Source organism: Streptomyces sp. NPDC101152, assembly GCF_044768275.1.
Classification (GTDB): domain Bacteria; phylum Actinomycetota; class Actinomycetes; order Streptomycetales; family Streptomycetaceae; genus Streptomyces.
On record NZ_JBIWPO010000039.1, the window covers coordinates 55,972 to 76,202 of the forward strand.

Below are 20,231 nucleotides of genomic sequence, written 5' to 3' on the forward strand. Positions count from 1 at the left end.
CTGGTCAGCTAGAGTCTGGAACACGCCGAGGGGCGAGGCCGAAAGGCCCGGCTCCAAAGCGCATGCGGGTGTAGTTCAGTAGCAGAACATCCCCCTTCCAGGGGGAAGGCGCAGTGTGCAATTCCTGTCACCCGCTCTGCACCGCCGGTCCGGACCACTGCTGTGGATCAGGTAGGCTGGTGCTCGCGCCGATCGGTGGGAGCCGGTCGGAGGCAATGCGGACGTAGCTCAGTTGGTAGAGCGCAACCTTGCCAAGGTTGAGGTCGCGAGTTCGAGCCTCGTCGTCCGCTCTGGAATGAAGGCCCCGGTCACCGACCGGGGCCTTTTTCGTGCGCGGTCCGCCTCTGACATTTGTCATGGGGAGTGATGACAGCGCGCACTGCTCCCCGGCCGCGGGCGCCGGGACGCTGGTGCCATGGACACGAACGAACACGTGATTGAGGTCACCGACCTGCGGCGTGTGTACGGGGGCGGGTTCGAGGCGGTGCGCGGAATCACCTTTTCCGTGGACCGCGGCGAGATCTACGCGCTGCTCGGCACCAACGGCGCGGGCAAGACGTCGACGGTGGAACTGCTCGAGGGGCTTGCCCGGCCGTCCGGCGGGCGGGTGCGGGTGCTCGGCCACGACCCCTACGAGGAGCGGGCCGCCGTACGGCCGCGCACCGGGGTGATGTTGCAGGAGGGCGGCTTTCCCTCCGAACTGACCGTCGGGGAGACCGCGCGGATGTGGGCCGGGTGCGTGAGCGGGGCACGGCCCGAGCAGGAAGCCCTGGAGCTGGTCGGGCTGCGGCGGCGGGCTGACGTACGGGTGAAGCAGTTGTCCGGGGGTGAACGGCGGCGCCTTGACCTGGCGCTCGCGCTCCTCGGACGGCCCGAGGTGCTGTTCCTGGACGAGCCGACGACCGGGCTGGACGCCGAAGGGCGCCGGGACACCTGGGAGTTGGTGCGGGCCCTGCGGGACGAGGGGACGACGGTCCTGCTCACAACGCACTACCTGGAGGAGGCCGAGGGGCTCGCCGGCCGCCTGGCGATCCTGCACGAGGGGCGCGTCGCGGCGACGGGGACGCCGGCCGAGGTGACCGCACGGCAGCCCGCCCGGATCTCCTTCCGGCTTCCCGACGGCTGGTTCCTCGGCGATCTGCCGCCGCTCGCCGAACTGGGGGTGTGCGGGCACGAGGCGGACGGGGACGTCGTGCGGCTGCGGACGCGGGAGCTGCAGCGGGCGGCCACCCGGCTGCTGACCTGGGCCGAGGGCGCGCGGGTGGAGCTACGGGACCTGGACGTGCGGTCGGCCTCGCTGGAGGAGGCGTTCCTCGGGATCGCCCGGGAGCAGGAGGTCGCGGCATGACGCTGCTGACGGTCCGCGGGCGCGGTCCCTCGGTCTACCGACGGCTCGGTGCGCTCGGCCGCGCGGAACTCACGCTGCTCGCCCGCAACCGGGGCGCCCTCGTGACGGCGCTGCTCATGCCGCTCGCCCTGCCGTTCAGCGTGCGGCCGGCGGTGGACCAGATGGAGTTGAAGGCACGTGGACTGAGCATCGGCACCGTGACGGTCACCGCCGCGATCGGCTTCTGCTTCCTCTTCGCCGTCTACACCACGCTGGTGGGCGCCTACGTGGCCCGGCGCGAGGAACTCGTCCTCAAGCGGCTGCGCACCGGCGAGCTCGAGGACGCGGAGATCCTCGCCGGCACCGCCCTGCCCGCCGTCTGTGTCGGCCTCACCCAGAGCCTCGTGCTCGCCGTCGGCTGCGCGGTGCTCCTCGGCGCGGGGCCGCCCCGGGCGCCGTACCTCACCGTCCTCGGCGTCCTGTCGGGACTGGTGCTGAGTGCCGCGCTCGCCGCGCTGACCGCCTCCTTCACCCGGACCGTGGAGAGCGCCCAGATCACCGCGCTGCCGCTGGTGGTGGTGTCCATGGTCGGCTCCGGCATGGCGATCCCCACCGAGATCCTCCCCGCCCGCCTGTCCTCGGCCTGCGCCCTCCTGCCGCTGTCCCCGGCGATCCGACTGGTACGGGGCGGCTGGACCGGCGAGTTGAGCACCGGCGCGGCACTCGCGTCCCTCGCCCTCACCCTGGCCTGGACCCTGACGGCGGTGTTTGCTGTACGCCGGTGGTTCCGGTGGGAACCGCGCCGGTGAGGGGCGGCTGAACGGACGGGGGCTGCGGTGACGGGCGGGACGCGGACGTGGTGGCTGCGAGACACGGCAGTGACGGACGGGGCAACAGGGTGACCGGCGAGGGCGTAGCCGCGGCCCTGGCGGCTTCGGGCGGGACCGCGGAGGGCGCGGACGTGGCAGGTGGGAGCCGCAGCAAGGACGGACGGGGCATCGGGGTGACAGGCGGGGGCGTGGTGGGCGGGCGGGTGCGGGGGTGGCAGCGGCGGCACTGGCGGGAGCGGAGCAAGGCTGAGCGGGTCGAGTTGCAGACCGTCCTGACCTGGTATGTGACGACCTGGTTCTTCTCCCTCTGCTGGCTGGCCCTGCCCCTGGTGGGCGGGCTCGCGCACCGCCCCGGGCCCATGGCCGTCGGCGGGCTGCTGCTGCTCCTGGGGGCCCTGCAGTGCGCGGAGGCCAACCGGCTCACCCGGGCCGTGCTCGACCACTACCTCGATCGCGCCCCGCTCCCGCCGCGCGCCCTGCGTCCCATGGCCACCCTGCTGGCCCTCGCGCTGGCGCTGACCCTGGCGCTCGCCGCGCTGGGCGGGACCGAACCGGCGGCGGTACGGCTCGCCGTCGGAGCCACGTTGCTGCCCGCCGGGCTGCTGTACGGGCTCGTCTGGCCGGTACGGGTCTTCCTGCGCCGGTCCGCCGTCCTCGCCGTGGTCCTCATGGCAGCCTTCGCCTGGAGCGACCCGGAACTCCCCTCGATCGTCATGGTCGGCGCGCTCACCGTCTTCGGGGCGCTCTTCTCGCTGCTCGCCTGCCGCTGCGGTGCCTGGACGCTGTCCGTGCTGTGGGAGGCGGAGCGCCGCCGCGAGGTCGAGGCCCGGCTCGCGGTCGCCGAGGAACGGCTGCGGTTCGGCCGGGACCTGCACGACGTGATGGGGCGCAACCTCGCCGTCATAGCGCTCAAGAGCGAGCTGGCCGTGCAGCTGGCCCGGCGCGGGCGGCCCGAGGCCGTGGAGCAGATGATCGAGGTGCAGCGGATCGCACGGGAGACGCAGCGCGAGGTGCGCGATGTCGTGCGCGGCTACCGGGAGGCCGACCTCGGCGCCGAACTCGCCGGAGCGCGGGGCGTGTTGACCGCGGCCGGGATCGAGTGCGAGGTGCGCGGCGAGGCCGGCGGACTGGCGCCCGAGGTGCAGTCGGCGCTCGGCTGGGTCGTCCGGGAGGCCACCACGAACGTGCTGCGGCACGGGGACGCGGCGCGCTGCGAGGTGGTGCTGGAGGAGGACGAGGAACGCGTGGTGCTGACCGTGCAGAACGACGGGGCCCGCACGCCCGCCGCGAGCGGCGGCTCCGGGCTGGCGGGGCTGCGGGAGCGGCTGTCGGCGGTGGGCGGGACCCTGGAGGCGGGGTCGGCCGACAAGGACGTGTTCCGGTTGGTGGCCGAGGTGCCCCTGGGTGTGAGGGAGATCACGGCGTGACCGTACGGCTGTTGCTCGCCGACGACGAGCACCTCATCCGCGGGGCGCTGGCCGCGCTGCTCGGGCTGGAGGACGACCTGGTCGTGGTCGCCGAGGCCGCCTCCGGCCCCGAGGCGCTGGCGATGGCCCGGGCGCACGAACCGGACGTGGCCGTACTGGATCTCCAGATGCCCGGCGCGGACGGTGTGAAGGTCGCCACATCGCTGCGGGCCGAACTGCCCGGCTGCCAGATCCTGATCGTCACCAGTCACGGGCGGCCCGGGCATCTGAAGCGGGCGCTCGCGGCGGGGGTGCGCGGTTTCGTGCCGAAGACGGTCAGCGCCCAGCGGCTCGCGGAGATCATCCGGACCGTGCACGCCGGGAACCGTTACGTCGACCCGGAGTTGGCCGCCGACGCCATCGCCGCCGGTGACTCCCCCCTGACGGCACGGGAGGCCGAGGTGCTGGAACTCGCGGCCGACGGGGCGCCCGTCGCGGAGATCGCCGAGCGCGCCGCGCTGTCGCAGGGGACGGTACGGAACTACCTGTCCTCGGCCGTCTCGAAGCTCGGGGCGGAGAACCGGCACACGGCGGTGCGGCTCGCACGGGAGCGGGGTTGGGTATAGTGGGCTCCGCGCCACGGCGCAGTGCGGACGTAGCTCAGTTGGTAGAGCGCAACCTTGCCAAGGTTGAGGTCGCGAGTTCGAGCCTCGTCGTCCGCTCCGGATCAAGGCCCCGGTCATCGACCGGGGCCTTTGTCGTGCGGTCAGCTCCAGCTCGTGCCCGTCAGGCGCTCGTACGCCTCCAGGTACTTGGCGCGGGTCCGCTCCACGACCTCCTGCGGCAGCGCCGGCGGGGGCTGCTCGCTCTTCCGGTCCCAGCCGGAGGCCGGCGAGGTCAGCCAGTCGCGCACGAACTGCTTGTCGTACGACGGCTGCGGGTGCCCCGGCTCCCACTGCTCGGCCGGCCAGAAGCGGGAGGAGTCGGGGGTGAGGATCTCGTCCGCGATGACGAGGGTGTCCCCGTCGAATCCGAACTCGAACTTGGTGTCCGCGAGGATGATCCCGCGCTCACGGGCGACGTCCCGGCCGCGGGCGTAGACGGCGAGGGTCGCCTGGCGCAGCCGGGCGGCGGTGTCGGCGCCGACCTGGCGGGCGACCTCCTCGTAGGAGACGTTCTCGTCGTGCTCGCCGACGGCGGCCTTGGTGGCCGGGGTGAAGATCGGGGCGGGCAGTTCGCTGCCGTCGACCAGGCCCTCGGGGAGGGCGAGGCCGCAGACCGTGCGGGACTCGTTGTACTCCAGCAGTCCGGAGCCGGTGAGATAGCCGCGGGCGACCGCCTCCACCGGGACCATCTGGAGCGATTTGCACACCAGGGTCCGGCCGGCCCACTCGGCGGGGGCGCCGGCCGGGACTTCGGTGCTCAGGACGTGGTTGGGGATCAGGTCGGCGATCTGGTCGAACCACCACAGGGACAGCTGGGTCAGGACGCGGCCCTTGTCGGGGATCTCGGTCGGCAGCACCCAGTCGAAGGCGGAGATGCGGTCGCTGGCGACCATCACGAGGTCGCCCGCCTCGTTCTGGTACAGCTCGCGCACCTTGCCGGTGTGCAGGTGCACCAGGCCCGGAACCTGGAGCGGCTCGGGCTTTTCTACGAATCCGGACACGGTTCCTCCCCGTGGTTCTGTCCAAGTGGCTCAATTCTCCCGTATGCCGGGGGTCCCCTCGGATCGGGGTGGGTCCGGAAGGGGCGGTGACGTGGGCTTACGTGAGCTCAGTCACGTTTACAGATGCGGTCCAGGAGGTTGGCGGTGGCACGCTGGACGCGTTCGTCGACGTGGCCCGGACGGTCCAGGGACGGGGACCAGGCGAACGTCCCGGACGCGAAGACGAGGGCGCCGGACGGGGAGCGGTAGAGGGACGTCTCCTGGTGACGCAGGTTGCCCTCGGCGTCGGTGTAGGGGGAGTGCGCGAGCAGGATGCGCTCCTCGTGGTCGGGCAGCGGGGTGCGCGGGAAGTAGCGGTCGGCCTCGCCCGCGACCAGTCCCTCGATCTCGTCGCCCTCGTGCGCCCCGGCGGCGTCCCACAGCCAGTGGTCGGCGTTGCGGACGATCAGCGGGTGCGGTTCGGGGACCCGGCCCGCGTACTGGATGCCGACCACCTGCTGCTCGGGCCGGTCGATCTCGCGCCAGAGGACGGGCTTTCCCGGACCCTTGCGTTTTCGGCAGGTCAGCAGCCGGTCGGGGACGCCGGACGGGGACGGCCCCAACTCCACCTGCCAGTACATGGTGTTGGCGGAGAGGAACACGAGGGACGTGCCGTTCTCCCGCGCGAGTTCGACGGTACGGCGCATGGCGGACGACCAGTACTCGTCGTGGCCGGGGAAGACCAGGCCGCGGTAGCGGGTGGGGTCGACGCGGCCCGCGTGCAGGTCACGGGCGTCGGCGTAGGCGAGGTCGTAGCCGTAGCGCTCGGCGAAGCGGATGAAGTCGTAGGCGTGGCCGACGTGCAGAGGGAGGCCGGCGCCGGCGTACGGGCGGTCGAAGGAGACGGTCGTCGCGGCGTCGGACTCGCCCAGCAGGCGGCCCTGTTCGTCCCAGGCGTGGTAGAGGCTGGCGCCGGTGCGGCCGTCCTCCGGGTAGAGGTTGTACGCCTGCCAGGTCACGTCGGGCAGGAGGAGGAGCAGGTCGGCGGGGTGGTTGTCGCGGACCGTGAAGGGGATGTGGGAGCGGTGGCCGTCGACGGTGGTGAGAACGGCGACGTAGGCCCCGATGCTCCAGTAGCTCGGGATCTGCAGCCGCCAGGACAGCCACCAGTGGTGACAGGAGACGGTGCGGTCCGCGGTCAGCGGTGGGGGCTGGACGATGCCGGACAGGCGGGGGCTGGTGGTGATCTTCGCGGCGCCCTCGCCGCTGTAGTGGCCGATCCGGTAGATGTCCACGGCGAACTCCTGCGGCGGGTCGACCGTCACGTGGAAGTCGACGGACTCGCCGGGGGCGACCGCGCCGTTGGAGATGAAGCCCTTGATCTGGCGGTGCACGTCGTCGGCGGAACGGGGGCCGACGGCGGAGCGCGGGGCGGGGACGCGGGGGGTGCGGCCGGTGGAGGGCTCGGGGGCGGGTTGCTGGGCCGGGTCCACGTACCAGGGGACGACCTGGCCGGTGTCGTCGAAGTAGGTCTCGGTGCCGCGCAGCCAGGGGACGGGGCCCTGGCCGAAGGGGTCGGTCACGGCGTGCGCCAGCGCTCCGGATTCCCAGCGGCGGATCTGCTCCGACCCCATGGTCGCCCCCTCCCTCGTGCCCCCGCGGTCGCCTCTGGCCTGTCCTGTGCCTTATGCCTTTGCCATGTGCTCGATCGGTCCCAGCACATCACATTACGCACGCAGATGGTCACTACTCGTTGCGAATTGGCCATAAATGGAATGGGAGGTTCCGGGCGCCGGACCTCAGACCAGTCGTACCGGCTTTTCCGGGCGTATGCCGGAGGCGCGCAGCCAGGTGCGGAGGGGGGCCGGGTCGCCGTCCTCGACGAGGCTGAGGACGCGGGGGGCGAGGTCGGTGGACCGTTCGCCGTTGACGAGGAGGGTGGGGCCGTCGAGCCAGTCGAGGCCGGGAGTGGCGCCGGCGGTGTCCATGGCGGCGCAGCAGACCATCGCCGTGACGTGTTCGGTGAGCAGGTCGCGGGCCGTGCGGGGTGGTTGCAGCGGGAAGAGGGGGAGGGTGGCGTCGTCCCAGGGGACGGCGTCCGGGGTGGTGCGGTGGGCGGTGGGGGTGGCGGCGGCCTCCTCGCGGGCGAGGAGGGCGGTGAGGGCGGCGGCGAGGGTGGCGGCCGGCCCGTCGGGCTCGGCTTCGCCGTCGTCGTCGCTTCCGCCCGCGCGCTCCATGCGGCTTTCGTCATCGGCTGCGGGGAACGGGCCGGTGGCCGTTTCCCCGTCGGCCGCGGCCTGCGAGAGGTGGTCCAGGATGCGGGAGAGGGTGGGGCCCTCGGGGTGCGGGACGGTGGGGTCCGGGGCGTCGGTGACGCCCAGGGTGTCCAGGACCCGGTGGAGCCGGGAGGCGTCGGTACGCCATTTGCGGTCGACCACCTCCTCCGGGTACTCCTGCCAGTCCACCGGCGACCAGTCGCGGCCGGACTCGCCGGGACCGCCGTGGAAGAGCCGGGCGGCGAGCAAGGAGGCGGCCTCGTCGACCGCGCCGGGCTCCTCCAGCAGGTCGCAGGCGGGGCGCTCGCCGAGGCGCGACGCGAAGCCCTCGGCCAGGCGGTCCCGACGGGACAGCTCGGTCAGGGCCGCCACCACCCCGGCGTCCAGCCGGGAGGGCCAGCGGCCCATCCGCCAGGCGGGCAGCGCGACCCGGGTCAGCAGGCGGTCCCAGCCCGCGTAGGCGAGGCCCACCTGTTCCTGGGCGACGATGCGCAGGCCGTAGTCGACAGCCTGGGCGCGCTCGGCCGCCGCGGCCGCGACACCACGCTCCATGAGGGCGGCGTGCTCCCGGCAGCCGCGCAGCAGGAGACGGGCCACCGCGCCGATCCCGGCGCACACCAGACGGGTCAGCGGGCAGCGGCCCGGCGTCGAGGCGACGGCCACGGCCGCGTCCAGGCCCCGTACGAAGCGGCGGGCCGCGGCTATGTCGGGCTGGGCCGAGGGCCCCGTACCGGCGACGACCGGGGCGAGGACGGCGCGCAGTTCGCCGACGCGCATCCACCAAAGGAACGGGGAGCCGATGACCAGGACCGGGGCGCCGTGTGCGCGGCGGTGGTGCGGGGTGCGGGCGCCCGCTATCTCGTCCGCGCGGTCCTCGGCCGGGGGTGGTCCGTGGGCCGGATGGGTACGGTCCTCGAGCCAGCTGTCGCAGTCCGGGGTGAGCGCTATGGCGGAGGGCGCCGGGACGTCCAGGCGGTCGGCGAGGTCGCGCACCATCCGGTAGAGGTCCGGGGCCGAGTCCTCGGTGATCGGGACCGTCGGGCTCACCGCCGGGCGGGCCCGCGCGACGACCAGCGCGACAGCGCCGGCGGCAAGCAGGACGAGCACGGCGACGGGCGTCACCACCCAGCGGGCCGCGTGCCAGAACGGGCCCACAAGGTGCCCGGTGGAACCGCCCGCGAGCAGGATCACGGCGGCCGCCGCGGGGAGCAGGGCCACGGCCAGCGCCCTGCTACGGACGCGCAGCACCGCGAGCGCCCTCGAGCGCGCGGCGTGCGCGCCCGCTTCCACACCCATTCCCGTTCCGGTCACGGCCGGTCCTCACCCCCCTCCCTGACTGTCCGGCCTCCTGGCCGTCCTGGCGTTGTCCACTCCCCCACTGTGGCACCCGCCACTGACATCGCAATGCCGGTGGGCCAAGTGCCGGAACGCTTGCGCCGCACCCTAGTTGGGGCCCCGACCCCCGTCAGCCGTATGGGGCAGCGCTCACTCGATGGAATGGCTTTGGTCAGAGGTGGATGACGGACAGCGACGATCAGGCCCCAGTTTTTGACTTGAGTTCGAATCCGGGGGGGGCACGCAGCAGGCCCCGCATCCGAAGACGGACACGGGGCCTGCCGAGTTCATCCGGGCGGGGGCCCGGTCGAAGCCGATCAGACGCCCGCCGCGCGCGCCGCGATGTCCATCCGGTGCTGGGAGCCGTCCAGGCGGATGCGGGCGACGGCCCGGTACGCGCGCTCACGGGCCTCGGCGAGGTCCGCACCGGTGGCCGTGACGGACAGGACGCGGCCGCCGGCGCTCACGGTCGCGTCGTCCTCGCGCCGGGTGCCGGCGTGCAGGACGTACGCGTGCGGTGCGTCCTCGGCGGCGATCTCGTCGAGGCCGGTGATCGGGTCGCCGGTGCGCGGGGTTCCGGGGTAGTTGTGCGAGGCGACGACCACGGTGACGGCGGCGTCGTCGCTCCAGCGCAGGGGCTCCAGGTCGGCGAGGGTGCCGTTCGCGGCGGCGAGCAGGACAGCGGCCAGCGGGGTCTTCAGGCGGGCCAGGACCACCTGGGTCTCCGGGTCGCCGAAACGGGCGTTGAACTCGATGACCCGCACACCGCGCGAGGTGATCGCGAGGCCGGCGTAGAGGAGACCGGAGAAGGGAGTCCCGCGGCGGCGCATCTCGTCGACGGTGGGCTGCAGGACCGTCTGCAGCACCTCCTCGACCAGCTTCGGATCGGCCCACGGGAGCGGTGAGTAGGCGCCCATGCCGCCGGTGTTCGGGCCCTCGTCGCCGTCCAGCGCGCGCTTGAAGTCCTGGGCGGGCTGCAGCGGGACGACCGTCTCGCCGTCGGTGATCGCGAAGAGGGAGACCTCGGGGCCGTCCAGGAACTCCTCGATGACGACCCGCTCGCAGGAGTTCGCGTGCGCCCTCGCCGCCTCGAGGTCGCCCGTGACGACGACGCCCTTGCCGGCCGCGAGACCGTCGTCCTTGACGACGTAGGGGGCGCCGAACGCGTCGAGAGCCGCGTCGACCTCGTCCGGGGTGGTGCAGACATACGACCGTGCGGTGGGGACGCCGGCGCCTGCCATCACGTCCTTCGCGAAGGCCTTCGAACCCTCGAGCCGCGCCGCCTCCTGGGAGGGGCCGAAGACCGGGATCCCGGCCTCGCGCACGGCGTCGGCGACCCCGGCGACGAGCGGGGCCTCCGGGCCCACGACCACCAGCTCGGCGCCGAGCCGTTCGGCCAGTGCGGCCACGGCCTCGCCGTCGAGGGCGTCGACCGCGTGCAGCTCGGCCACCTCGGCGATGCCGGCGTTGCCGGGGGCACAGTGCAGGGCGGTGACGTCGGGGTCGAGGGACAGGGAGCGGCACAGGGCGTGTTCGCGGGCGCCGTTGCCGATGACGAGGACCTTCACGGGGTCAGGGTAACCGGCGGCGGGTTGTGCGGGTTGCCGAGGGTTCGGGACGGGACGACCTGTGCGTTCCTCCAAGCACGTCCGCGAGTACGTTCCCGTACCGCCCCCTACTCGTTCGAGAACTCCTCCACCACCGTCGCGCCCAGTTCCCGGACGATCAGTTCGTAGCCGGAGAGGGCCGATTCGTTGAGGTCGGGGTCGTCGTCCTCGGGGATGTCGTCCTCCGGGGCGACCGGCTTGGGCGGCTCGGGGGCCGGGGGCTGGGGCGCGGGAGCGGAGGGTGCCGGAGCGGGCGTGGACGGGGGTGCGCTGCGTACGGCGGACGCCGCCTGAGCGGGAGCCGGGCGCTGCGCGGTCGTGAGGCCTCCACCGGGTCCGCCGCCCGTGCCACCGCCGCCGTAGCCACCCGGGGCGCCGCCGCCCGGACCGCCGAAGCCGGAGGGGCCGCCGGACGGGTCGACGACCGCCTCGATCTTCCACTGCACGTTGAACTGCTCGGACAGCGCCTGCCGCAGGACGTCCTCGCTGCCACTGCTGGCGAAGTTGTCACGGGCCCCGGCGTTGACGAAGCCGAGTTGGAGGGTCGTGCCGTCGAAACCGGCCACCTGGGCGTTCTGGCTGAGCAGGATCCAGGTGAAGCGGCGGCGGTTCTTGACGGCTTCCAGGATGTTCGGCCAGAGCACGCGGGGGTCGGGGCCACCGCTCGGAGGGGCGTACGCGGGCGCCGGCGCGCCGGGTGCGGGGGCCGCCGGCTGGGGTACGGGGGCGGTCGCGGCGGGTACGCCCGACGCGGCGGCCGGGGTCGCCGTGGGCCAGCCGCCGGGGCGTCGACCGCTGCCCGCGGACGCGGCGGTGGGCCAGGCGCCGGGGGCGGGGGTCGTCACGGCGGGCGGGGTCGGTTCCGGTGGGGCCGGCTGGACGGCCGGAGGGGTCGCGGGAGCCGGGGCGGGGGTAGGGGCGGGGGCGGCTGCGCCCTGGCCGTACGGGCCTGTGGTGCCCGACCCCGGCCCGGAACTGGCCCCCGTCGCCGTACCGCTGCCCCCCGGCGCACCGGAGGCCCGTACCGCTGCCCGGACAGCGGCCGGACCGCCGCCGGGAGGAACGGGTGCGCCGCCAGGACCGCCGCCCGGCACCCCTGCTTCCCCTCCGCCTACCCCGCCCGCGTGGGCCTCGGCCCCCGGCGCGTACCCCATCGCGGGCATGGCGGCGCCCGCCGAGAAGTTCACGCCGCGCTCGATGCGGTCGAGGCGGGCCATGACCGAACGCTCGTCCCCGTACGCGGCCGGCAGCAGTACGCGCGCGCAGATCAGCTCCAGTTGGAGGCGGGGGGAATGGGCGCCGCGCATCTCGGTCAGGCCCCCGTTGACGAGGTCGGCGGCACGGCTGAGCTCGGCCGCGCCGAAGGTGCTCGCCTGGGCCTGCATCCGCTCGATGACGTCGGCGGGCGCGTCGATGAGCCCCTTCTCCGCCGCGTCCGGGACGGCGGCGAGGATCACCAGGTCCCGCAGCCGCTCCAGCAGGTCGGCGACGAAACGGCGCGGATCGTTGCCGCCCTCGATGACACGGTCGACGACCTCGAAGGCCGCCGCGCCGTCCCCGGTGGCGAAGGCCTCGACGACGGAGTCGAGGAGCGAGCCGTCGGTGTACCCGAGGAGAGAGGTCGCCATGGCATACGTCACACCCTCCTCCCGGGCTCCGGCGAGCAGTTGGTCCATGACGGACATCGAGTCACGCACGGATCCGCCACCCGCGCGGACGACCAGCGGCAGGACGCCGTCCTCGACCGGGATGTTCTCCTTCCGGCACACCTCGCCGAGGTAGTCCCGCAGGGTCCCGGGCGGCACGAGCCGGAAGGGGTAGTGGTGGGTCCGCGACCGGATGGTCCCGATGACCTTCTCGGGCTCGGTGGTGGCGAAGATGAACTTGAGGTGCTCCGGCGGCTCCTCGACGACCTTGAGCAGCGCGTTGAAACCGGCCGACGTGACCATGTGGGCCTCGTCGATGATGTAGATCTTGTAGCGGCTGGCGGCGGGCCCGAAGAAGGCCTTCTCGCGCAGCTCACGGGCGTCGTCCACACCACCGTGAGAGGCCGCGTCGATCTCGATGACGTCGATGGAGCCCGGGCCGTTCCTGGCCAGGTCCCGGCAGGACTGGCACTCGCCGCAGGGCGTCGGCGTGGGCCCCTGCTCGCAGTTCAGACAGCGCGCCAGGATCCGCGCACTGGTGGTCTTCCCGCAACCACGCGGCCCGCTGAACAGGTACGCGTGATTGACCCGGTTGTTCCGCAGCGCCTGCTGCAGCGGGTCGGTGACATGCTCCTGCCCGATGACCTCGGCGAACGACTCCGGGCGATAGCGGCGGTACAGCGCGAGAGACGACACGCCTACGAGGTTATAGGCGCCCACTGACAACCAGCCCCGCCGCCGGAACCCCGGAAACGCGAGGGCCCCCCACGCACCCGCCAGAGCCAACCTACCCTTGCTGCCTTCCGGCCCTGGGGGAGTTCAGTTAGATAGCGCCGCGTGAGGGGCTGCGCACAGAGTACCCGACGTCAGCGGGTGGGAACGAGTTCGCGAGCACTCCTCTCGGTCATGTAATGTTTCCGGCGGAGGATTCGCCTAGAGGCCTAGGGCGCACGCTTGGAAAGCGTGTTGGGGGCAACCCCTCACGAGTTCGAATCTCGTATCCTCCGCCAGTGCCTCACCGGGCACGATGTCGAAGGGCCCCACCGTTCACGGTGGGGCCCTTCGACGTTGTGCGTCTCAAGCTAGAGGGTATCGGTAGAGATACTATTGCGATCGGGAGATCCCCTTGCCTCGCTTCATCGGGCGGGAACGCGAGCTGAACGTGCTCCGCACTGCGCTGCAGGCGGTTCGCGACGCCGTCGGGTCGCCGAGGCCCGGTCAGTGCATCCTCATGCGGGGACGGAGGCGGGTCGGCAAGTCCAGCCTCGTCGAGGAGTTCATCCGGCGGGCCGAGACGCCGTACCTCTTCTTCACCGCGGCCGGCGGCACGGCGGAGGACGAGTTGACGGAGCTGCTCGACGCCGTCGCCAGATCCACCCTCCCGGAGCGGGAAGTGTTCTCGGAGGAGGCACCAGCGCAGTGGAACGCGGCATTCAGGCTGCTCGCGGAGATTCTTCCCGACGACACTCCCAGCGTCGTCGTCATCGATGAGGTTCCCTATCTGATGGACCGCATCGACGCCTTCGAGGGCATGCTCCAGCGCGCTTGGGACCGGCTGCTCAGCCGCAAGCCGGTGCTTCTCCTCCTGGTCGGGTCCGATCTGTCGATGATGGAGGCGCTGAACGGCTACGACCGGCCCTTTCACCAGCGGGGCCGGGAAATGATCGTGGGGCCTTTGAACCCGGCCGACATCGGCGAGATGCTCGGCCTGTCTGCGGCGGCCGCGTTCGACGCCGCGCTGATCACGGGAGGCCTGCCTCTGATCTGCGCCGAGTGGCGGGCCGGAGCGGATGTCTGGGAGTTCCTCCGCGACTCGCTGGACAACCCGATCTCGGCCCTGCTGGTCTCCGCCGAAAGGTCACTGGCCGCGGAGTTTCCACCGCAGGCGATGAGCAGGGAGGTCCTGCGTGCCATCGGATCCGGGGAGCGAACCTTCACCAACATCGCTCGCGCGGCGGGCGGCATCGCCCACACCACTCTCACCCGAGCCACGGACGTCCTGACCGACAAGAGGGTCGTGGCCGCCGAGCTGCCGCTCTCGCTGAGGCCGTCGAAGGAACGCCGCTACCGGGTGGCCGACCCCTACCTGCGGTTCTGGCTCGCGTTCCTGGATCCGCACATGGCGGAGATCGAGCGCATGCGAGGGGATCTCACGCTGAGCCGGATCAGGGAGCAGTGGACGAGCTGGCGGGGTCGCGCGGTCGAGCCCCTGGTCCGGGAATCCCTCGCCCGCCTCCTGCCGGACGGGCTTCTGCCCGCCGCTCCGGCGATCGGCGGGTTCTGGACCCGAAGCAACGACGTGGAAATCGACCTGGTGGCCGCCGACCGGCAGCCGGTGGCCAAGCAGTTGCTCTTCCTGGGCTCGGTCGAGTGGCTGGAGAACTCCACGTTCGACAACCACGATCTGGCAGCACTGCAGAAGCACCGGGCCGCGGTCACCGACGAGCCGGTACCCCTCGTGGCGGTCTCCCGCAGCGGGATCCGGTGTTCCGGCCTTCATGCGGCATACGGTCCCGACGAACTGCTCAGCGCCTGGCGCAAGGCCTGAGTCGGAGCCTGGCCGGGCCGGCGTGCTCCGCCACAAGTCGATTTTTCGTCTCGTCAGGCCCCCGGAACGCCAGGTCAGGAGCATGTCTCGGGTGCTCCCCGGCGGGACCTGTGCCGCTCGCCACAGCCAGCCGGGGTGTGCGTGGGCACATACTGAGCCATGACAAAGCCTTCTGCACCGAAACGTCATCTGCCGACCAGCCCCTTCAAGGCGCCGGTCGTACCGGCTCCCAAGCACTTCGCGACGGGGGACCAGGTCAGTCACGACGTGTACGGCCTCGGCCGGGTGATCGGCATGGAGGAGGGGATCGCGGCGCTCGTGGACTTCGGGTCGACGCAGATGCGGATCCCCAGCCCCTACGGAAAGATGACCAAGCTCTGAGGGCCGACTTGGAGGGCCGGACCACGGAAGTGGTCCGGCCCTCAGGCGTTGCTGGGGGAAGGGAAATCTGAACAAAGGGACTGTCCGGCTCGTATCCCCTGTAAAACCCCCGAAGGGGATGATTCACGTGGGGATCTCGACCCGAGTAGCAATCAGCACGACAGCGGTGGCCTTCTCCGCCGCTCTGCTCCTGACCGCCTGCTCCAGCGGAGGCAGCAGCAGCTCAGGCAGCAGCGGCGGAGGCGGAGGCGTGAGTTCGAGCAGCGCGGCGGGCACGGCCAACGGAGGGGGCGGGGGCGGGGCCGGTAACAAGGTGACCGTCACCGAGACCGAGTACTCGCTGAAGCTGTCCCAGAACTCCTTCAAGCCCGGCACCTACACCTTCACCGTCGACAACGCCGGCAAGATCACGCACGCCCTGGAGATCGAGGGGCCCGGGATGTCGGACACGAAGACCAAGAGCCTCCAGAGCGGCGCCACGCAGCCGCTGACGGTCACCCTGAAGAAGGGCACGTACGAGATGTACTGCCCCGTGCCCGGCCACAAGCAGCTCGGCATGGACACGCACATCAAGGTCAGCTGACCCGTCCCCCTTCACGGCTGGCAGCGCGGGCACCGCACCGTCCCCCGGCCGGCCGTACGGGAGCGTCGCAGCGGCGTGCCGCAGCGCGGGCAGTCCGGACTGCGGTCGTCGCGATGGCCGGTGAGCCAGGAGGGGCGCGGTGGGACACGGCCCGCGGTGACCGAGGATCGCAGGGTGCGCCGCATCTGCGTGTACAGGCGCCGGCGGTCGTCCTCGGTGAGTTCGCTCGCCCGCAGGGCGGGACGCAGTCCCGCGCGCCAGAGGATCTCGTCGGCGAGCAGGTTGCCGAGGCCGGCCAGGGCCGACTGGTCGGTGAGGACGGTCTTGACGACGGCCCGCCGCGTCGAGAGCACGGTCTCGAACTCCTCGCGCCCCACCGTCAGCGCGTCCGGTCCCTGGCCCGCGAGCATCCGCGCGACCTCGGCCTCGTCCCTGGCCAGCCACAGCCCCTGGAGTTTGCGCTGGTCACGGAAGCGGAGCTGGCGGGCGGCGCCGACCGTGAACAGCACCCGGTCGTGGGAGCCCACCTCGTCCCCGGGGTGGGCGCACACCAGGCTGCCGGTCATGCCGAAGTGGAGCAGGAGGGTGGGGCCGCCGGTGTGGGCCAGCAGCCACTTCCCGTGCCGTTCCGGCTCGGTGAACCGCCGGCCCTCCAGCGCGGCACGCAGCCCGCGCACGCTCGTCCCGTGCAGTACGCCCGCGTCCCGCACGTCGATCCGGCCGATGACCCGGCCCCGCGCGCAGGACACGAGCACCCGCCGGAAACCCTCGACGTCCGGCAGCTCAGGCATGGCAACAGCACAGCACCCACCCGCCCGCACCGCCAGTCAGCCCGGACCGCCGCTTGGCCCCGCAGCGCCCGTCAGCCCGAGACGGCCACTCGGCCCAGGCCGCCAGGCCGGCCGGTGGTGTCGGCTGCGGCGGCGGCCCGTCACGCCAGGTCCGCGGCCTCGGGGTACCCCCGTCCGGCCGCCGCCTTGAGGACCAGGGAGGCCACGGGGCGAGGCGACGGCCGACCAAGGTGGCGACAGGTGCGCAAGGCCGAGCTGCTGCCGTCCGGCAATCCCGTGGGCGCTGAGCGGCGCGCGGCCGCTCAACCCCGGATCACCGCTCAGCCCAGGATCGCCAGTCAGCCCCGCACCGCCCCTCAACCCGGACCCGCCAGTCGGTCTCGCACCGCCAGTCAGCCCGCCCCCGCCGCTCAGCCCCCCAGCGGCTCCCGTACCACCGCCGTCTCGCCCGCGGGCACCACGACCGAGCCCGCCGCCGGTTTGCCGGTCAGGAGTTCCGTCGCGTCCGGGGAGACCGGCACCCGCGCGTCCTCCGCCGTGTGGTTGACGAGGAACAGGTAGTCGGCCTCGGTGCCTCGGCGGCGGGTCGCCTCCACGCCCTGGGGCGCCTCGCAGACCGGGCGCACGCCCGCCTCGGCGCGCATGCGGTCCAGCAGCGCGGCGAGGGTCGTCGGGTCCGGCTGGGTGGCCACGTACCACGTGGTGCCCGCACCGTGGGAGTTGCGGGTCACCGCGGGGACGCCGGTCAGTGGGCCGTCCGTGTAGGACGTCACCGCCTCGGCGCCCTCCAGGCGTACCCGTTCCGACCACAGGGTGCCGGTGCCGCCGTCGCTGAGGCCCACCGACTCGTTCGGCAGCAGCGGGAACAGCTCGTCCGTGCGGACGCCGAGGGCCTCGCGGAAGGCGCCGGGGTAACCGCTCAGCCGGACATGGCAGTTGGCGTCCACCATGCCGCTGTGGAAACCGACGGCCAGGGTGCCGCCGCGCTCGGCGAAGGAGGTGAGGTTCGCCGCGCCCTCGTCGTCGACCAGGTAGAGGCTGGGGGCGAGGACCAGGCGGTAGCGGGACAGGTCGGCGTCGGGGCGGACGAAGTCCACCGCCACGCCCGCCCGCCACAGGGGCTCGTACCAGGTGCGGACCAGGTCCTGGAAGCGGAGTTCGCCGCTCGGCTGGGACGGGAGCTCCAGCGCCCAGCGGGCGTTCCAGTCCCAGACGATCGCCGCCTCGGCCGTGCCGACCGCGCCCCTGACCTCCGCCAACGCCCGCAGATCGGCGCCCAGTCGGACCACGTCCCGCCAGATCTGGCTGTCGGTGCCGGCGTGCGGGAGCATCGCGGAGTGCCACTGCTCGGCGCCCGCCTTCGCCGCCCGCCACTGGAAGTAGGCGATGCCGTCGGCGCCCCGGGCCACGTGGGACAGGGCGTTGCGGCGCAACTCCCCGGCCGTCTTGGCTCGGTTGACGGGCTGCCAGTTGACCGCGCCGGTCGAGTGCTCCATCAGCAGCCAGGGTCCGCCCGCCAGGGAGCGGACCAGGTCGCCGCTGAGCGCGATGTCGATCTCGGACTCGGGGTCGGCGGACTGGAGGTAGTGGTCGTTGGAGACGATGTCCAGCTCGGGGGCCCAGCGCCAGTAGTCGAGGGCGTCGAAGTTGTACATCACCATGAAGTTGGTGGTGGCGGGGGTCGCCGGGGCCGCCTCCCGAAGCACGTCCCGCTCGGCCTCGTACAGCGAGAGCAGCGCGTCGCTGCAGAAGCGGCGCCAGTCCAGCTGGTGGGTCGGGTTCGGGACCGCGCCCGTCGCGCGCGGGGGCAGGATCTGGTCCCAGTCGTAGTACCACTGGCTCCAGAAGGTGGTGCCCCAGGCGTTGTTGAGGGCGTCCAGGCTCGCGTACCTGTCCTGCAGCCAGTCGCGGAAGGCCGCGGCGCTGGTGTCGCAGTAGCACTCGGCGTTGTGGCAGCCGTACTCGTTGTGGACGTGCCACATCACGACGGCGGGGTGGTCGGCGTAGCGGCGGGCGAGTTCGCCGACGATCCGCAGGGCCGCCTCGCGGTAGGCGGGGCTGGACGGGCAGAACGTCTGGCGGCTGCCGTACGACAGTCTGCGGCCGTCCTTGTCGACCGGGAGGGCGTCCGGGTGGGCGACGAAGAACCAGGCCGGTGGGGCCGCCGTGGGGGTCGCGAGGTCGGCGGCGATGCCGTTCGCGTGCAACAGGTCGAGGATGCGGTCGAGGCGCGAGAAGTCGTAGGTGCCCTCGGCGGGTTCGAGCAGCGCCCAGGAGAAGATGTTGACGCTGACCATGGTGACCCCGGCCTCGGCCATGAGGCGCATGTCCTCGGCCCAGACCTCCTCGGGCCACTGCTCGGGGTTGTAGTCGCCGCCGTAGGCGATGCCCGGCACGTTCAGGACGCGGCTCACTTGGCGGCTCCCGACAGCAGGCGGCGCGTGGTGGCCACGCCCCAGGCGTCGAGGGACAGCAGGCGGTCGCTGGAGGCCATGAGGCCGCCGGTCGCCTCCACGTGCGCCGCCCAGCGCTCGCGGGTCTCCACGGCGGGGCGGGCCATCAGGCAGTCGGGGTCGTTGATCCAGAAGCGGCCGTGCTGCCACTGGCGGCCGGCGCCGGTGAACTCGGCCGGGTCCTGGCCGGGCTGGCTGTAGTCGTCGGCCTCGGGGCGGCGGTGCGGGGCCGTGTCGGGGCTCACCCGCATCGCGTCGAACAGGCCGATGGAGGGCAGGATGGGCGCGCCGCAGCCGAGCAGGTACGCGTCCGGGCCGATCGCCTCGCGGATGAGCCCGATGCCGGAGCGGTACGCGGTCAGCGCGTCGACGGAGGCGTGCCGTACGCCCTCCAGCGCGCCCGCGTACAGGAAGTCGACCTTGAAGTAGTCGTAGCCCTCGGCGCGCAGGGTGCGGAAGACGTCGGTGAGGTAGGCCGCCGCCTCGGGGTGGGTGGTGTCCAGGACCCTCAGGTCGTGGCCCCAGTTGCGGCCGGCGTGAGTGAAGCCGCCGTCGGTGTCGCGGACCAGCCAGTCGGGGTGCTCGGTGGCGAGGGCGCTCGCCGGGTCGACCAGGAAGGGGGCGGTCCAGATGCCGGCCCGCCGGCCCCGGGCCCGGATGGCGTCGGCGATGCCCTCGCGGGAGCGGAAGCGGCCGGAGAGGGTGAGCCAGTCGCCGAGGGCGCTCTGGTAGCCGTCGTCGATCTGGACCACGTCGACGGGCAGGTCGAGGGTGTCCATCGCACGGAGGTTCTCGTGGATGTCGTCCTCGGTGACGTCGGTGAAGTACTCGTACCAGGAGCACCAGACCGTGGGGGCCGGGCGCGGGGTCGGGACGCCGAGGCTGTCGGCCCAACTGGCCAGCGCCTCCTGGATGTCCGTGCCGCGCCACTCCTTCACCGGGCCGTCCGCGGCGACCTCCGCGAGCCCGTCCGTCACCGTCAGGCGGAGGGACGGGACCTCGCGGGTGGGGTCGACGGCCGCCCACAGGCGGGTGGGCGAGCCGTCGCCGGGGTCGAGCGCGAGCAGGCCCTCGCCCTGGAAGACACCCTCGGGGACGGTGACGCCGGGGCGGTAGCAGACCGTCGCCCAGTTGTCGTTGGTCGGGCGGTACGGCTTCTCGCCGAGGGCGTACGCGCCGCTGGGACTCCACGACTGCCAGCCCTCCTCGTGGACGCGGGCCTTGGCCGGGTCCACGGGGACGGAGGCGACGGGGGTGAAGGGGTGGTGCACGGGGGTCTCTTCCATGGTGAGGGCTCGGCGTTGAGGGGTTCAGCCCTTGTTGGCGCCGAGGGTGAGGCCGCTGACGAACTGGCGCTGGAGCACGAAGTAGACGATCAGGGTGGGGATCGCGGTGAGCAGCGC

At 72.7% G+C, this 20,231-nt stretch carries 15 protein-coding genes, 4 tRNA genes, 1 other RNA gene and 1 pseudogene; 11 read left to right on the top strand and 10 right to left on the bottom strand.

The window, feature by feature from the left end; genetic code table 11:
- Positions 1–64: 64 nt before the first annotated feature.
- From ACIRVK_RS34185 to ACIRVK_RS34215, 7 genes are all read left to right on the top strand, one after another.
- A tRNA-Gly gene (locus tag ACIRVK_RS34185) sits at positions 65–136 on the top strand.
- 81 nt (positions 137–217) lie between these two features.
- Positions 218–290, top strand: a tRNA-Gly gene (locus ACIRVK_RS34190).
- Between the two features lie 125 nt (positions 291–415).
- Positions 416–1,348 (top strand): ABC transporter ATP-binding protein, encoded by a 933-nt coding sequence (locus ACIRVK_RS34195; RefSeq protein WP_404254048.1) that lies wholly within the window; start codon positions 416–418, stop codon positions 1,346–1,348.
- Positions 1,345–2,136 carry an ABC transporter permease gene (locus ACIRVK_RS34200; RefSeq protein ID WP_404254050.1) on the top strand — a complete coding sequence of 264 codons (792 nt, stop codon included), beginning with the start codon at positions 1,345–1,347 and terminating at the stop codon, positions 2,134–2,136. The genes ACIRVK_RS34195 and ACIRVK_RS34200 overlap by 4 nt, the downstream gene beginning before the upstream one ends.
- Positions 2,137–2,345: 209 nt before the next feature.
- Positions 2,346–3,584 carry a sensor histidine kinase gene (locus ACIRVK_RS34205; RefSeq protein WP_404254077.1) on the top strand — a complete coding sequence of 413 codons (1,239 nt, stop codon included), beginning with the start codon at positions 2,346–2,348 and terminating at the stop codon, positions 3,582–3,584.
- Positions 3,581–4,189 carry a response regulator gene (locus ACIRVK_RS34210; RefSeq protein ID WP_404254052.1) on the top strand — a complete coding sequence of 203 codons (609 nt, stop codon included), beginning with the start codon at positions 3,581–3,583 and terminating at the stop codon, positions 4,187–4,189. Before ACIRVK_RS34205 ends, ACIRVK_RS34210 begins: the two co-directional genes overlap by 4 nt.
- 23 nt (positions 4,190–4,212) lie before the next feature.
- Positions 4,213–4,285: transfer RNA gene (locus ACIRVK_RS34215), tRNA-Gly, on the top strand.
- A gap of 44 nt (positions 4,286–4,329) precedes the next feature.
- Here the strand turns inward: ACIRVK_RS34215 and ACIRVK_RS34220 are convergent.
- From ACIRVK_RS34220 to ffs, 6 genes are all read right to left on the bottom strand, one after another.
- Positions 4,330–5,229: a phosphoribosylaminoimidazolesuccinocarboxamide synthase gene (locus ACIRVK_RS34220; RefSeq protein WP_404254054.1), complete on the bottom strand. Its 900-nt coding sequence runs from the start codon at positions 5,227–5,229 to the stop codon at positions 4,330–4,332.
- A 107-nt stretch (positions 5,230–5,336) separates the two neighbouring features.
- Positions 5,337–6,842, bottom strand: coding sequence for a N,N-dimethylformamidase beta subunit family domain-containing protein (locus ACIRVK_RS34225; RefSeq protein WP_404254056.1), 1,506 nt, complete (start codon positions 6,840–6,842; stop codon positions 5,337–5,339).
- Positions 6,843–7,007: 165 nt separating this feature from the next.
- Entirely contained in the window at positions 7,008–8,780 is a 1,773-nt protein-coding gene (locus ACIRVK_RS34230) for a hypothetical protein (protein ID WP_404254079.1), read from the bottom strand.
- A 356-nt stretch (positions 8,781–9,136) separates the two neighbouring features.
- Positions 9,137–10,387 (bottom strand): phosphoribosylamine--glycine ligase, encoded by a 1,251-nt coding sequence (gene purD / locus ACIRVK_RS34235; RefSeq protein WP_404254058.1) that lies wholly within the window; start codon positions 10,385–10,387, stop codon positions 9,137–9,139.
- Positions 10,388–10,494: 107 nt separating this feature from the next.
- Positions 10,495–12,768 carry a DNA polymerase III subunit gamma and tau gene (locus ACIRVK_RS34240; protein WP_404254060.1) on the bottom strand — a complete coding sequence of 758 codons (2,274 nt, stop codon included), beginning with the start codon at positions 12,766–12,768 and terminating at the stop codon, positions 10,495–10,497.
- A gap of 57 nt (positions 12,769–12,825) precedes the next feature.
- Positions 12,826–12,922, bottom strand: an RNA gene (gene ffs, locus ACIRVK_RS34245) — signal recognition particle sRNA small type.
- A 72-nt stretch (positions 12,923–12,994) separates the two neighbouring features.
- Here ffs and ACIRVK_RS34250 point away from each other — a divergent pair.
- The 4 genes from ACIRVK_RS34250 to ACIRVK_RS34265 all read left to right on the top strand — a co-directional run bounded on the left by ACIRVK_RS34250 (position 12,995) and on the right by ACIRVK_RS34265 (position 15,584).
- Positions 12,995–13,082 (top strand) — tRNA-Ser (locus tag ACIRVK_RS34250).
- A gap of 116 nt (positions 13,083–13,198) precedes the next feature.
- Complete coding sequence (locus tag ACIRVK_RS34255; RefSeq protein ID WP_404254062.1) at positions 13,199–14,620, top strand: ATP-binding protein; 1,422 nt, start codon at positions 13,199–13,201, stop codon at positions 14,618–14,620.
- Positions 14,621–14,779: 159 nt separating this feature from the next.
- Positions 14,780–15,001, top strand: coding sequence for a hypothetical protein (locus ACIRVK_RS34260; RefSeq protein ID WP_404254064.1), 222 nt, complete (start codon positions 14,780–14,782; stop codon positions 14,999–15,001).
- A 250-nt stretch (positions 15,002–15,251) separates the two neighbouring features.
- Positions 15,252–15,584, top strand: a complete 333-nt coding sequence (locus ACIRVK_RS34265) for a plastocyanin/azurin family copper-binding protein (protein ID WP_404254066.1) — start codon at positions 15,252–15,254, stop codon at positions 15,582–15,584.
- 11 nt (positions 15,585–15,595) lie between these two features.
- Here the strand turns inward: ACIRVK_RS34265 and ACIRVK_RS34270 are convergent, their stop codons facing one another.
- From ACIRVK_RS34270 to ACIRVK_RS34285, 4 genes and pseudogenes are all read right to left on the bottom strand, one after another.
- Complete coding sequence (locus ACIRVK_RS34270; RefSeq protein ID WP_404254068.1) at positions 15,596–16,375, bottom strand: Fpg/Nei family DNA glycosylase; 780 nt, start codon at positions 16,373–16,375, stop codon at positions 15,596–15,598.
- A 410-nt stretch (positions 16,376–16,785) separates the two neighbouring features.
- Positions 16,786–18,789 (bottom strand): beta-galactosidase, encoded by a 2,004-nt coding sequence (locus tag ACIRVK_RS34275; protein ID WP_404254070.1) that lies wholly within the window; start codon positions 18,787–18,789, stop codon positions 16,786–16,788.
- The gene (locus ACIRVK_RS34280; RefSeq protein ID WP_404254081.1) at positions 18,786–20,099 is read right to left on the bottom strand and encodes a glycoside hydrolase family 36 protein; all 1,314 of its coding nucleotides are present in this window, start codon (positions 20,097–20,099) and stop codon (positions 18,786–18,788) included. Before ACIRVK_RS34280 ends, ACIRVK_RS34275 begins: the two co-directional genes overlap by 4 nt.
- 39 nt (positions 20,100–20,138) lie before the next feature.
- Positions 20,139–20,231, bottom strand: a pseudogene (locus tag ACIRVK_RS34285) (carbohydrate ABC transporter permease); the annotation flags it as partial.